This is a genomic window from Ruegeria sp. EL01 (assembly GCF_900313035.1).
Classification (GTDB): Bacteria; Pseudomonadota; Alphaproteobacteria; order Rhodobacterales; family Rhodobacteraceae; genus Ruegeria.
This window is the reverse complement of sequence record NZ_OMPS01000041.1, coordinates 155,948-169,972: the sequence shown is the minus strand read 5'-3', so window position 1 is coordinate 169,972 and position 14,025 is coordinate 155,948. Positions and strand designations below refer to the sequence as shown.

Genomic DNA, 14,025 nt, shown 5'->3' with positions numbered 1-14,025 from the left:
TGTGGCATGCGCGATTCATCGTCATCCATTCCAACGCGGCTTGACCAAAAGTATGACGCCGTCGCCCGAGGGTGGGCGGACAAGATGCGGCTGCTTGGCTACTTCGACGCTTATTTGGGTTTTCTCTCTGCAGGGTCGCCTGAAGACCTTGGAAGCAATGTACTGGACGTCGGGTGCGGCACTGGCGCCTTCGCCGATGCGCGGCAGTAATACGTTCTGAGGGTCAGGTCACCCTGATGGAGCCCTCTGGCAAGATGTTGAAGCGAGCGGAACAGGTGTTGGGTCGCAGGGGTGTAGCTGCGAAAACCGTCAGAACACGGTTAGAAGATTTTCGGTCGACCGACCCCTTTGACTGCGTGTTAGCCGCACATGTTTTGGAGCACTGCCAAGACCCGATATCAGCACTGCGCCAAATGCGCGATTTGGCTGCCCCACCCGCCAAGCTCTGGCTTGTTGTTAGTAAGCCGCATTGGTGCAACGCCATCATTTGGTTTCAATGGCGTCATCGCTCTTACAGGCCGGAGAAGGTTGCTGAAATGCTCGCAGAATCAGGTTGGCTTCTGGAAACGCAACACAGTTTCCCGACCGGCCCTCCGTCGCGCACGTCGCGGGGATACCTGGCCCGAGCGGTTTAAGCGCCCGAGCCGCTTGCCGTGTGTGTTTTGATCGGAAACTAACAATCCCGTAACCAGTCCCGTTCTCCGATCTGGACCGTGTCAGCCTTCGTGCAGGACGGTTTCGAACCCTTCGAACTGCGGCGGCCCCATCAGCGCGGATTGGGTTTTGCTGCTTCCGGCGTTCTTATGCGCATTGCGGAACTGTTCCGATTTGGTCGATGTCTCAAAGTCTTCGCGGCAGTCCCATATGACATGGCTGGAATAAAGGCGATAACCGTCCCCTTCCGGTCCTTTCAACAAGCGGAACTCCTGAAACCCCTATAGTTCGTTCAGGCGGCTCTCACGCTCTTTCCAGACGTTTTCGAAATCTGCTTCGCTGCCCGGGCGGACCTTGAAGCGGTTCATGGCAATAAAGCTCATGTCAAACCTCATTCGTTCATCATTTGGGCTGGCTGAAATGAATGTTGGCTGGCTATGGGCCATAAAGAGTATTCTGAACCCGGCGTCAATCCACGCTGACCGAGTGTTCACGCAGAATGGCCAGCGGAACAATCTCCAATGCGCGCTTGTGCGTGGCCTCAAGCTGCACTTTGGGCGCGCAGCCTTCGTCATGGGCCTGCAGAAACCGGCTGGCGCACAGGCACCAACTGTCACCGGGGTTGAGACCGGCAAAGTCGAACTCGGGTCGTGGGGTGCTCAGGTCATTGCCGACATATTTTGAAAACGCCAAAAACTCGGCCGTCATGACGACGCAGACGGTATGGCTGCCTTGATCTTCGGGACAGGTGTTGCAGGCGCCATCCCGAAAGAAACCCGTCAGCGGATCGCGAGAGCAGGGGGCCAATACGCCCCCAAGTACATTTACACTGTCTTGCTTTTGCATAGGTGCATCTTACAGGTTTCGGGTGATATTGCGGAACATTTCGATATTCTGGGTGTTAACACCCGGCGCGCGGAATTTTCGGTCCGCTCCGGTTGTGACGATCAGCACGCCGCGAGGCTGATCAAAGTATATGTACTGTCCATAAACACCGCGCGCCAGGAACTCTCCGTCGTGCGCGCCAACGGGTATCCACCACTGATAGCCATAGCCTGTCTGGTCAGGTTGGGTCGGTGCGCTGGCGCGTGTCGCCTCGGCGATCCATTCTGCTGGCACAAGTTGTTGCCCGTTATGTATACCGTCCTGAAGGATCATTTGCCCGAAACGAGCAAAATCTCGGGTAGTAAAGTTCAATCCGCCCAGCACAAATGCCACCCCAGCCCCGTCGGTGATGTAGTAACCGTCGCGTTCCAGGCCCAGTGGTTGAATGATCTTTTCGGTCATCAGCTCGGACACGCCGCGTCCAGTTGCTCCGCGGATCACCATGCCAATCACATGAGTGTCGATCGACACGTATTGCCAGGTTTCACCCGGGGTCGCGAAGCTTTCCTGCAGCGAGGCTGCAAAATCATCCAACTCTCCACCCAACGCTACGACTCGGCCCATACGGTTGATGTCAGATTTTGGGTCCAGGTAGTCCTCATCGAAAGTGACGCCGCTGGCCATGTTCAGCACATTTCGGATCGTTGCGTCCTCGTAGGCGCTGCCGTTCAGCTGAGGGGCGTAGTCGACGACCCGGTCGTCCAGCGACGCGATCGCGCCTTCGTTCATCAGAACCCCGAGCAGGGCAGACAGATAGCTTTTGGCAACCGACCACGAGATCCGCCGGTCTTCGGGCGCGGTACCCAAATAGTATTCCTCGAACCGGATGCGCCCGTCCTGCATCACCAGCAATGACGTGACGGACCGCTCGTCGATCCAGGTATCGGTGCCTTCGGGCAGCTCAAATCCGGCGCCATATGACAGCTCTGACGTGGGTGCATTGCCGCGCGGCAAATCAACTGTCAGGAAAGCCTCGTTCATATGCGAAAAGTTGTGGACAATCTTTTCTTCGGAAAACAGCGAGTTCACAGCCATCAGGCGCTGTATCTCTTCGCGTTTCCAAATGCCGACAACGACAGCGGCCAGTCCCAGTGCCAGAACAATCCGCAGCAGCCACTTGATAACCGTTTTCATATGATGCCTCCCTCTTCGGTCAGCATTGGAACGCGGGACGGTTCAATCCGCAATCAAGACGTTGCGGAAAGGTCAGGCGCGCCTATTTGAACTTGTCCAGAAGCTTCTGCATGGTTGAACGATCATCGTTCAGCGGTTCAGGCTTTGCTTCAGGTTTGGGATCGGTCTTGGCGGGGGTAGCGGTCTTGGATGACCGCGCCGGGGCAGTGCGCAAGGCGACCGCATTCATGAATTTCCCGCCTTCATCCTGTGCTAAATAATTGGCACCGTCCGAAACACCGCGCAATAGCTTGCTCAGCCAGTCGCCCTCGGATTTTGCAAAATCACTCAGCACATAGGGTGAGACCATTTCCTTTCGGCCAGGGTGCCCGATACCCAACCGAACCCGGTCGTAGGCCGCGCCGATATGTTCATGGATCGAGCGTAACCCATTGTGCCCGGCATGACCGCCGCCCGCTTTGACGCGCACCTTGCCGGGGACTAGATCCAGTTCATCGTGAAAGACTGTCACGTCGGTCGAGTCGAGCTTGTAAAACCGCATCGCTTCGCCCACGGACTGGCCTGAACGGTTCATGAAGGTTTGCGGCTTTAGCAGCAGGATTTTCTCAGAGCCTAAGCGGCCTTCGGTGATGTCGCCCTGAAACTTTGATTTCCACGGGCCAAACCCATGATCGTCGGCGATTTGGTCCAAGGCCATGAAGCCAATATTGTGCCGGTTCCGGGCATATTTTTGCCCCGGATTTCCCAGTCCGACAAAAAGTTTCATGGCGCTGTTCCACAGGTCTAGGTTCGTCTGCCCCCTCATGCCCGGATTTTGATCGGAAATCCAGATGCGCCACTTTGAAAAACACGCGGTGAGCGGCTGCGAGGTTTTGGTCGGCTGAAGAAGCCGGGCAAACAGACGTGAGGTGGACATCAAGGTTGCAATAAAATAGGGGCTCTAAAAAGAGCCCCGTCAGAAAATCTGGATAATGGTATCCGGATTTATTCTTCTTCTTCGTCCTGTCCGACGACTTCGACTTCGTCAGCTGCGACTTCTTCTTCTTCATCGTCGTCTGTTGCCAGACCTGTCGGTGCCGAGATATTGGCGATCACGAAGTCACGGTCGATGGTCGGCTTGGTGCCAGCTGGCAGCTCAACCGACGAAATGGTTGCAACGTCGTTGATGTTCATGCCGGTCAGATCGACGGTGATCTTTTCAGGGATATCACCGGCTGTGCAGACCAGTTCAACTTCCGGACGGACAACGGTTACAACGCCGCCCTTCTTGACGCCGGGAGCTTCTTCTTCGTTGATGAACTCAACCGGGATGAACAACGCGATCTTGGTGGTCCGACGCAGGCGCATCAGGTCCAGGTGCGTCGGCAGGTCTTTGACGATGTCACGCTGAACGTCGCGGCAGATAACGCGCACGTCTTCGTGGCCTTCAACCTTCAGGTTCCACAACGTCGACTTGAACCGGCCCGCTTTCAGGCGCTTGAACAGTTCGTTGAACGGGATCTGGATTGTCAGCGGGTCTTTGTCGCCGCCAAATACAACGCCCGGAACCATGCCGTCGCGGCGTGTTTGACGAGCGGCGCCCTTGCCTGTCCCCGTCCGTTCCAGAGCTACGAGATCAGGAATCTCACCAGCCATGATATATCTCCAATGTTAGGGCGGGCATCCTCCAAGGCTGTATGCCCGCGTGAAGCGGCGTCCATAGCTTGATTCATTGGGTTTGGAAAGCGATTTTTAGGTGGTCAGACGCAAAGACAGATCAATCCTGCCAGCGCCCGCCAAAATCTTCTGGGATCAGCAGATTATGCCGCCCCAAATCGCCGACGTTTCGCTCACCGCATAGAGCCATTGTGGTGTCCAGTTCCTTTTCGATCACCTCGAGAGCGGTGGTCACACCTTTTTGCCCCATAGCACCTAAACCATAGACAAACGCGCGGCCGATATATGTGCCTTTGGCCCCCAAGGCCAACGCCTTCAGTACGTCCTGTCCGGAACGGATCCCGCTGTCCATGTGTACTTCAACGACGTCTCCGACCGCATCCAGGATTTCCGGCAGCATGCGGATCGAACTAAGTGCACCGTCCAACTGGCGACCTCCATGGTTCGACACAACGATGGCGTCAGCACCCAGTTTTGCCGCCATCTTGGCATCCTCGGCGTCCAGTATTCCCTTCAGAATGACCTTACCGCCCCATTGTTCCATCAGTTTTCCCACCTTGGTCCAATCCAGGCTTGGGTCAAACTGCTCTGCTGTCCACGCGCCCAGCGATGAAGCGTCCGAAACGCCTTCGGCATGGCCCACTATGTTTCCGAACTCTCGGCGATGAGCTCCGAGCATCTCAATGCCCCAAGCCCATTTGGTCATCAGGTTTGCGATGGTTTTTGCGGTCAGTTTCGGCGGGGCAGACAACCCGTTTTTCAGGTCTTTATGCCGTTGCCCCAAGATTTGCAGGTCCAGCGTGATCACAAGTGCCGAACATTTGGCATCCTTGGCGCGTTGGATCAGACGGCTGATGTAGTCGTCGTCCTTCATCGTATATAGCTGAAACCAGAACGGCTTGTTGGTGTGGCCTGCCACATCCTCGATTGAATTGATCGACATTGTCGAAAGGGTAAAGGGCACGCCGAATTCCTCGGCGGCCTTGGCGGCTTTCATCTCACCATCAGCGTGCTGCATCCCGGTCAGGCCCACAGGTGCAAGCGCAACAGGCATCGAAACATCTTCGCCAATCATCTGAGACGCGGTTGAACGCCCTGCCATATCCACAGCGATCCGCTGACGCAGGCGAATCTTTTCGAAATCCGAAGTGTTTTCCCGAAACGTTTGTTCCGTCCAGCTTCCGCTTTCGGCGTAGTCATAGAACATCCGGGGCACACGGCGCTGGTAGAGGCGTTTCAGGTCTTCGATTGTGGTGATGACGGGCATTACACATAGCCTTGGTGATATTGGTTAGGTTTTATTACCAATTTTTTCAACTAACCGCAACGCCGTCCGGGTATCAAAAAGCCGCAGTTGACCTGAGGCTAACTGCGGCTGAAGGGTCGTCAGCATTATGTGTCGTTTGGTCAGGCTGAGTGGGCTCCGTCGGATAGTGTTTTGACAAACGCCAGAACTTCGGCGACCGACTTTCCGGCCCCGATTTGGCTGACGATGGCCGAGCCCACAACAGCGCCATCCGCCACGCTAGCAATGGTGCGTGACTTTTCCGGTGTGTTGATCCCGAACCCGACGATCACCGGAAGGTCAGTCTGCGATTTGATCCGCGCAACCTCGGGCCCGACATTCTGGGCTTCTGCCTCGGCCGCTCCGGTGATGCCCGTGATTGACACGTAGTACACAAAGCCCGAGGTGTTCTGCAGTACCCGGGGCAGGCGCTTGTTATCCGTTGTGGGTGTCGCCAGGCGGATGAAGTTCAAACCGGCCGCCTGCGCGGGCAGGCACAGCTCGTCATCTTCTTCCGGTGGCAGGTCAACAACAATTAACCCATCGATCCCTGAGGCTTTTGCATCCTGTAGAAACGTCTCAACGCCGCGGCTGTAGATCGGATTGTAATATCCCATCATCACAATCGGCGTCGTGTCGTCGGTTTCGCGGAATGCGCGCGCCAGATCCAACGTTCGTTGCAACGTCATGCCGCCGTCCAATGCACGTTGTCCAGCCAGCTGAATCGTAGGGCCATCCGCCATTGGGTCGGTGAAGGGCAGGCCCAGTTCGATCACATCGACGCCAGCCGCCGGCAAACCCTTGACCACCTCAAGCGAGGTTTCGTAGTCAGGGTCTCCGGCCATGACATAGGCCACAAAGGCTTTTTTATCTTCGGCTTTCAGTGCAGCAAACTTCGCGTCGATACGGCTCATCGGATGTCCTTGCAAACGGGTTTCGACCTGATGTGCAGAAACTTTGACCGAAAATCAATCCCGCCTCGGCGCGATTGGATCAGAACGCGTAATGATACCGCAGTAAAAGAGCGTTCACCCCGGGGTTTTCGTCCTGGGTGCTGGCATTGGATTTATGGGTGACTGCAACTGAAACTTTGTTGCCGCCGTTCAGCGTGTAGCCAAGGCCCAGAAGGCTGCGGATCTGAAAGCTGCCGCCCAGATCGTTCAGATCATTTCCTTCGTCATAGTACCCGGGCATGACGCTGCCCTCGACAAACCAGCGATCACCCAGCGTATAGACGCCGATCAGACCAGCGCCGATATGTGTGTCGCCGTCAGTGTCGACCGACAAAGCAGCGCCCCAAGCGGCACTGAACCGTGTCGCCTGATGAAAGGGACTGTGTTGGTATTCCAGCGACAAAATAGCCTGATCCTCGGACATACTGTCCGAATAATCTGCATATCCGGCACCAAAAACGATGGATTGGGCAGGCGCGGCGGTTGCGGCGCCAATGGCCGCAGCGGAAACTAGAAGGAGTGTCTTCATATCAATCTGTCAGTAAGTTGTTGTTGTTGTTGTTCGCTAAGTGGTGACTTTAAGGCGCATTTTTCAAATTGCACAAGGACACAAACATCGAAAACTACCGAACAATTTTGTGATGTGTCCTAACAGGCTCAATTGAGCGTCGCTTGCCCAACCGCTTGCGCATCGACCCGGACCTGCCTAGAAGCAGCCGCGAATGGCATCAGGAGACCATCATGGGCTTTAAAATGGGAATCGTGGGTTTGCCGAACGTGGGCAAGTCGACCCTCTTCAATGCGCTGACCAAAACCGCGGCCGCACAGGCAGCGAATTTCCCGTTCTGCACGATTGAACCCAATGTGGGCGACGTGGCCGTGCCTGATGACCGTCTGGATAAGCTGGCGGCGATTGCGAGTTCGAAGCAGATCATCCCGACACGAATGACCTTTGTAGATATTGCAGGCCTGGTCAAAGGAGCCTCGCAGGGGGAAGGGCTGGGCAACCAGTTCCTTGCCAACATCCGCGAAACCGACGCAATTGCCCATGTTTTGCGGTGTTTCGAAGATGGCGATGTGACCCATGTGGACGGACGCGTTGATCCGGTGGCAGATGCTGACACCATCGAGACCGAGTTGATGCTGGCGGATTTGGAAAGCATCGAAAAACGTCGCGCAAACCTGGTGCGCAAGCTGAAAGGCAACGACAAAGAAGCCCAACAGCAGGAGCGTTTGTTGGCCGAAGCGCAGGCAATGCTGGAAGGTGGCAAGCCCGCGCGTCTGGTCGAAGTCAGCGATGAGGATTCAAAAGCCTGGAAGATGCTGCAGCTGCTGACCACCAAGCCGGTTCTGTATGTCTGCAACGTGTCCGAAGAAGAAGCCGTAGAAGGCAATGAATACTCGACCCGCGTTGCCGAAATGGCCGCCGCGCAGGGCAATTCCCATGTCATCATCAGCGCAAAGATCGAAGAAGAGATCAGCCTGCTGGAACAGGACGAAGCCCAGATGTTCCTTGAGGAAATGGGTCTGGAAGAGCCCGGTCTCGACCGCCTGATCCGCGCTGGTTACGATTTGCTCAAGCTGGAAACCTATTTCACCGTTGGCCCGAAAGAGGCCCGCGCATGGACCATTCGGACAGGCACTGCTGCGCCGCAGGCGGCTGGCGTGATTCACGGTGACTTCGAAAAAGGTTTCATCCGCGCCGAAACCATTGCCTACGATGATTATATCACAGCCAATGGGGAACAGGGCGCCAAAGAGGCCGGCAAGATGCGGGCCGAAGGCAAAGGCTATGTCGTCAAGGATGGCGACGTTATGCACTTCTTGTTCAATACCTGATCATTAAAGGTCTTTCGCTGCAGCCAGAGAAAGTTATCCTGCCCCAGCTGTCAGCACACCGAGGCCCAGAGTGATCGAGATTCGCGACCTGCAATTGCTCAGCGCCTTGGCGCGGCACCGACACTTTGCCAGGGCGGCCGAGGAGTGCGGGATATCTCAGCCTGCGTTTTCAATGCGCATCCGCAATCTCGAAGATCGGTTGGGTGTGTCCATCGTGCGCCGGGCCAATCGGTTTCAGGGCCTGACCGAAGAAGGCGAGATGATTGTTCGCCGTGCACGACGCATTCTGGACGATGCCAAAGCGCTGGAGCAGCAAGTATTGGCAACCCGGGGTGAAATCACCGGGACGCTAATTCTCGGCGTGATCCCGACGGCGACCGCTTTTACAGGTCGATTGATCAAACGACTGCAGCAGGCCCATCCACGTATCCTGTCCCGGATCGAAACCATGTCGGCCAATGCCATTCAGCATCGGCTGGATGAGGGCAGTCTGGATGCGGGCGTGACATATGGCGATAGTATTGGTACCGATTTGCGTCAGGTTCAGCCGTTGTATGAAGAGACATATGTCTTGTTGGTTCCCTCGCACATGACGGATGAGACCGGGCCGATCCCGTGGGCTCGGGTGGCTGAGTTTCCGATCAGCCTGCTGGAACCGCAAATGCAGAATCGGCGCATTCTGGATCGGATCTTTGCAGAGCAGGGTCTTCATCCGCATGTCGTGGCTGAAACCAGCGGGTTTACGGCCTCGATGGTTATGGCCCGCGAAGGCTTGGCCGCAACCGTTGTGCCGCGCGTTCTGGTGCGGGCGTTGGGCGAACTGAAGGGTACAAAGGTACTGCCGTTGGTCGATCCTGTTGTAAGTAAACCGATTTGTCTGGCGACCCTCACGCGCGATCCCGAATTGCCAACGGTTGCGGCATTGCGCGCCGTCGTGACGTCTTTACGGTGATAACCTGTCGTTATCGTGCGATAGTGATATGCGATTTGACGATATGCTAACCTGATGAGAGACCGAACCTCAATCGGAGGACATCATGGCACCACTAGATACCAAGCCATCAGGCGCACCCAAGGGCGTCTGGAAGTCAGGTAAAGGCAAAGGGCGGCACACGCCCAAAGGCCGTCAATTCACGGATGAGGCACAGGCAGAAATCAAGCGCCTGCTGGGGGATCGCCCGCGCCGCCGGGACTTGTTGATCGAATTCCTGCATTTGATTCAGGACGCGCACGGCCATATCAGCGCCGACCACATAGCCGCTTTGGCCGTTGAGATGCGTGTGGGCCAGGCCGAAATCTATGAGACCGCCACTTTCTACGCCCATTTCGATGTGGTGAAAGAAGATGAGGCACCTCCGCCCGCGCTGACGATTCGAGTCTGTGATTCCCTGTCTTGTGAAATGGCTGGTGCTCAGCAGTTGCAAAAGGCACTTGAGGACGGGTTGGATGCCTCTGAGGTTCGTGTTGTCCGAGCGCCCTGCATGGGCCGTTGTGATACCGCCCCGGTGCTTGAGATCGGTCACAACCATATCGATCACGCGACCCCTGAAAAAGTGCAGGCTGCGATTGCCGCTGATGATACCCACGCGCATTTGCCCGATTATGAGACCTTCTCCGCCTATGCCAAAAACGGCGGCTACGCCAAACTGAAAGATCTGCGCGACAGCGGCGACTGGGAAAAGGTGCAGGACGACATTCTGTCCTCGGGTCTGCGTGGTCTGGGAGGTGCTGGCTTCCCGTCCGGCAAGAAGTGGGGCTTTGTTCGCATGAACGAAGGCACCCGCTATCTGGCCGTGAACGGCGATGAGGGCGAGCCCGGCACCTTCAAAGACCGCTATTATCTGGAACGCACACCGCACGTCTTCCTCGAAGGCATGCTGATCGCCGCATGGGCGGTCGAGGCCGAGACCTGCTTTATCTATATGCGTGACGAATACCCGGCTGTGCTGGAAATCCTCGCCCGCGAAATTGCCGCGCTTGAACAAGCCGGGATCGTCGAGAAGGGCTATATCGACCTCCGTCGGGGTGCCGGTGCTTACATCTGCGGTGAAGAATCCGCGATGATTGAATCGATCGAGGGCAAAAAGGGCCTGCCGCGTCACCGACCTCCGTTCGTGGCGCAGGTTGGTGTCTTCAACCGCCCGACTTTGGTGCACAATGTCGAGACGTTGCATTGGGTGTCCAAGATCTGTCGCGAGGGGCCGGAATGCCTCAACAGCACAGAGAAAAACGGCCGCAAGGGCTTGCGCAGTTATTCGGTCTCGGGTCGTGTGGCCAAGCCGGGTGTGTACCTGCTGCCTGCAGGTTCGACCATTCTGGACGTGATCGAGGCCGCTGGAGGCATGGCCGAGGGCCACGCATTCAAGGCTTATCAACCGGGTGGGCCGTCTTCGGGTCTGCTGCCCGCTAGCATTGATGATGTTCCACTGGATTTTGACACTCTGCAGCCGCTGGGCACGTTTATCGGCTCGGCTGCCGTAGTGGTTCTGTCTGATCAAGACACCGCGCGCGATGCCGCGTTGAACATGCTGCGCTTCTTCGAGGATGAAAGCTGCGGCCAGTGTACGCCCTGCCGGGCGGGCTGCGAAAAGGCGGTGAAACTTATGCAGGCTGACAAGTGGGATCAGGACCTGCTGGAGGACCTGTGTCAGGTCATGGGCGATGCCTCGATCTGCGGGCTGGGGCAAGCGGCCCCGAACCCGATCCGCCTGGTCATGAAACACTTCGCTGACGAAATCTGAGGGAGACAGAGCCATGCTTGATGCAAGCCCAACCAAAACCGTCACCTTCAACCTGAACGGCGATGATGTCACCGTGCCCGAGGGCTGGACCATCTGGGAAGCCGCCAAGGGGCAGGGGTTCACGATCCCGCACTTATGTCACAAGCCGCAACCCGGCTATAAGCCGGACGGCAACTGCCGCGCCTGTATGGTCGAGGTGGAGGGCGAGCGCACTCTGGTCGCCTCGTGCATCCGTCCAGCCGCCGAAGGAATGGTTGTCAAAACCGATACCGACCGCGCCGAGAAATCCCGTGCCATGGTGATGGAACTGTTGGTCGCGGATCAACCCGAACAGCCGCACGATGTCTCAAGCCACTTCTGGGACATGGCAAAGCTGAACGACGTCAGCGACAGCCGGTTCCCGACAAAAGAGCCGAACAAAATCCCGCTGTTGGATGACAGCCACGTGGCGATGCGGGTCAATCTGGATGCCTGCATCAACTGCAACCTCTGTGTCCGGGCCTGCCGCGATGTGCAGGTGAATGACGTGATCGGCATGGCCGGGCGAGGCCACACCGCACAGGTGGTGTTCGACCAGAACGACCCAATGGGCGATTCCTCTTGTGTGGCCTGTGGCGAATGCGTTCAGGCCTGCCCAACAGGTGCTTTGATGACCGCCACAGTACTGGACGACCAGCAACTCGGCGACAGCAAGGACTACGACTCGGAAACTGAAAGCGTTTGCCCGTTCTGCGGTGTCGGCTGCAAGGTTTCGCTGAAGGTCAAAGACGGCAAGGTCAAATATGTCGAGGGCATCAACGGTCCCGCCAACGAAGGTCGGTTGTGCGTCAAAGGCAGGTTTGGTTTTGACTACATCCATCACCCACACCGCCTGACCAAGCCGCTGATCCGACGCGAGGATGCGCCGGCCAAGGGACTGAACGTCGATCCCGGCAATCTGGACACCCATTTCCGCGAAGCAACGTGGGAAGAGGCGATGGATCTGGCCGCCACCAAGCTGAAGGCGCTGCGCGAGGATGACCCGCGTAACGTCGCGGGCTTTGGTTCGGCCAAATGCACCAACGAAGAAGCCTATCTGTTCCAGAAGTTCATCCGTCAGGGCTTCCGCCACAACAACGTCGACCACTGCACCCGTCTGTGCCACGCGTCTTCTGTTGCCGCGCTGATTGAAAATGTGGGTTCGGGCGCGGTGACCGCGACCTTTAACGAGGTCGAAAATTCGGATGTTGTGATCATCATCGGGGCCAACCCGATTGAAAACCATCCCGTTGCGGCGACCTATTTCAAGCAGTTCACCAAACGCGGCGGCAAGCTGATCGTGATGGATCCGCGCGGTGTTGGCATGCGCAAGTTTGCCGACGAGATGCTGCAATTCCGCCCGGGTGCGGATGTCTCGATGCTCAACGCGATCATGAATGTGATCGTCGAGGAAGAGCTGTATGACAGCCAGTACATCCATCGCTGGACCGAGAACTGGGAGGCCGAGAAAGAACACCTGCGTGCCTTCACCCCCGAGGCGATGGCGCCGATCTGCGGCATCGAACCGGATCAGTTGCGCCGCGTGGCCCGCACGTTTGCACAGGCCAAGGCTGGTCTGATCTTCTGGGGCATGGGCGTAAGCCAGCATATCCACGGCACCGACAATTCTCGCTGCCTGATCTCGCTGGCTCTGATGACGGGTAATGTCGGAAAGCCCGGTGCGGGTCTGCATCCGCTGCGCGGTCAGAACAATGTGCAGGGCGCGTCTGACGCGGGTCTGATCCCGATGTTCCTGCCGGATTATCAGTCGGTTATGAACGATGACATTCGGGCCAAGTTCAACAATGTCTGGAACTCTGACGACTTCTCGAACGAGAAGGGTCTGACGGTCACCGAGATCATCGATCAGGCTTATGCGGGCAACATCAAGGGCATGTACATTCAGGGTGAAAACCCAGCCATGTCCGACCCGGATGTCGGTCACGCACGCGAGGCGCTGGCCAAGTTGGAGCTGATGATCGTGCAGGACATCTTCCTGACCGAGACAGCCAACTATGCCGACATCATCCTGCCCGCCTCAGCGCTTTATGAAAAGAACGGCACCGTGTCGAACACCAACCGTCAGGTGCAGCGGGTGCGACCAGCCGTGAACCCTCCGGGTGAGGCGCGCGAGGATTGGAAGATCACCGTTGAGCTGGCACAGCGCATCGGGCTGAACTGGGACTACGCGGATGTGTCTCAGGTCTTTGCCGAGATGAAGCTGACCATGGCGTCGCTGGACAACATCACATGGGAACGGCTTGAAACCGAGACGATCACTTACCCGTCGCTCAGCGAGACTGACCCCGGTCAGGCGATTGTGTTCGGTGATGGCTTCCCCCGTGCCGAGGGCAAGGCCAGGTTCACCCCGGCCAGCGTCATACCGCCCGACGAAGCACCCGATGAAGAGTACCCGATGATCGCCACCACCGGACGTCAGCTGGAACACTGGCACACCGGGTCGATGACCCGTCGTGCCACCGTTCTGGATGCGGTTGAGCCGGAGGCGAACTGTTCGATGAACCCGCGTCAGCTGAAGCTGATGGGGATCGAACCGGGTGAGATGATCCGCCTGACCACCCGTCGTGGCTCGATCGAGATCATGGTGCGCGCCGACCGCGCGATTGCCGAGGATATGGTGTTCATACCGTTTGCCTATGTCGAGGCGGCGGCGAACATCCTGACCAACTCGGCCATCGATCCCTATGGCAAAATCCCCGAGTTCAAATTCTCGGCCATTCGCGTTGAAAAGATCGAAGACGCTATTGCGGCAGAATAACCTCTCAAACGGTTAAAACACACAGGGCGGCCCTAAGGAGGCCGCCCTTTTTCGTGTCAAAGCTGGACTTTCGGCCCGCAT

14 protein-coding genes are annotated in these 14,025 nt (G+C 57.1%); 6 read left to right on the top strand and 8 right to left on the bottom strand.

The window, feature by feature from the left end:
- Positions 1-6 precede the first annotated feature (6 nt).
- Positions 7-210, top strand: coding sequence for a hypothetical protein (locus D9K61_RS27605; RefSeq protein ID WP_254055803.1), 204 nt, complete (start codon positions 7-9; stop codon positions 208-210).
- Between the two features lie 26 nt (positions 211-236).
- Positions 237-635 (top strand): methyltransferase, encoded by a 399-nt coding sequence (locus D9K61_RS16700; protein WP_371688483.1) that lies wholly within the window; start codon positions 237-239, stop codon positions 633-635.
- 81 nt (positions 636-716) lie between these two features.
- Here D9K61_RS16700 and D9K61_RS27915 read toward each other — a convergent pair whose 3' ends face one another.
- From D9K61_RS27915 to D9K61_RS16660, 8 genes are all read right to left on the bottom strand, one after another.
- A complete protein-coding gene (locus tag D9K61_RS27915; RefSeq protein WP_371688482.1) occupies positions 717-917 on the bottom strand; it encodes an antibiotic biosynthesis monooxygenase in 201 nt (66 codons plus the stop codon).
- A gap of 205 nt (positions 918-1,122) precedes the next feature.
- Positions 1,123-1,500: a DUF2237 family protein gene (locus D9K61_RS16690; RefSeq protein WP_120634321.1), complete on the bottom strand. Its 378-nt coding sequence runs from the start codon at positions 1,498-1,500 to the stop codon at positions 1,123-1,125.
- Between the two features lie 9 nt (positions 1,501-1,509).
- The gene (locus D9K61_RS16685; protein WP_120634320.1) at positions 1,510-2,673 is read right to left on the bottom strand and encodes a serine hydrolase; all 1,164 of its coding nucleotides are present in this window, start codon (positions 2,671-2,673) and stop codon (positions 1,510-1,512) included.
- 82 nt (positions 2,674-2,755) lie between these two features.
- On the bottom strand, positions 2,756-3,439 hold the full coding sequence (pth, locus tag D9K61_RS16680; protein WP_120634513.1) for an aminoacyl-tRNA hydrolase: 684 nt from the start codon (positions 3,437-3,439) through the stop codon (positions 2,756-2,758).
- Between the two features lie 218 nt (positions 3,440-3,657).
- On the bottom strand, positions 3,658-4,308 hold the full coding sequence (locus D9K61_RS16675) for a 50S ribosomal protein L25/general stress protein Ctc (RefSeq protein ID WP_120634319.1): 651 nt from the start codon (positions 4,306-4,308) through the stop codon (positions 3,658-3,660).
- A gap of 121 nt (positions 4,309-4,429) precedes the next feature.
- Positions 4,430-5,596, bottom strand: a complete 1,167-nt coding sequence (locus D9K61_RS16670) for an alpha-hydroxy acid oxidase (protein ID WP_120634318.1) — start codon at positions 5,594-5,596, stop codon at positions 4,430-4,432.
- A 140-nt stretch (positions 5,597-5,736) separates the two neighbouring features.
- Positions 5,737-6,528, bottom strand: a complete 792-nt coding sequence (trpA, locus tag D9K61_RS16665; RefSeq protein WP_120634317.1) for a tryptophan synthase subunit alpha — start codon at positions 6,526-6,528, stop codon at positions 5,737-5,739.
- A gap of 79 nt (positions 6,529-6,607) precedes the next feature.
- A complete protein-coding gene (locus D9K61_RS16660) occupies positions 6,608-7,096 on the bottom strand; it encodes an acyloxyacyl hydrolase (RefSeq protein WP_120634316.1) in 489 nt (162 codons plus the stop codon).
- Between the two features lie 212 nt (positions 7,097-7,308).
- Between D9K61_RS16660 and ychF the strand changes: the two genes are divergently transcribed.
- The 4 genes from ychF (at position 7,309) to fdhF (ending at position 13,944) form a co-directional block, all read left to right on the top strand.
- Entirely contained in the window at positions 7,309-8,406 is a 1,098-nt protein-coding gene (gene ychF / locus D9K61_RS16655) for a redox-regulated ATPase YchF (RefSeq protein WP_120634512.1), read from the top strand.
- 70 nt (positions 8,407-8,476) lie between these two features.
- Entirely contained in the window at positions 8,477-9,358 is an 882-nt protein-coding gene (locus tag D9K61_RS16650) for a LysR family transcriptional regulator (RefSeq protein WP_120634315.1), read from the top strand.
- Between the two features lie 85 nt (positions 9,359-9,443).
- Positions 9,444-11,147, top strand: a complete 1,704-nt coding sequence (locus D9K61_RS16645; protein WP_120634314.1) for an NAD(P)H-dependent oxidoreductase subunit E — start codon at positions 9,444-9,446, stop codon at positions 11,145-11,147.
- Positions 11,148-11,160: 13 nt separating this feature from the next.
- The gene (gene fdhF / locus D9K61_RS16640) at positions 11,161-13,944 is read left to right on the top strand and encodes a formate dehydrogenase subunit alpha (RefSeq protein ID WP_120634313.1); all 2,784 of its coding nucleotides are present in this window, start codon (positions 11,161-11,163) and stop codon (positions 13,942-13,944) included.
- Positions 13,945-14,025: the final 81 nt, after the last annotated feature.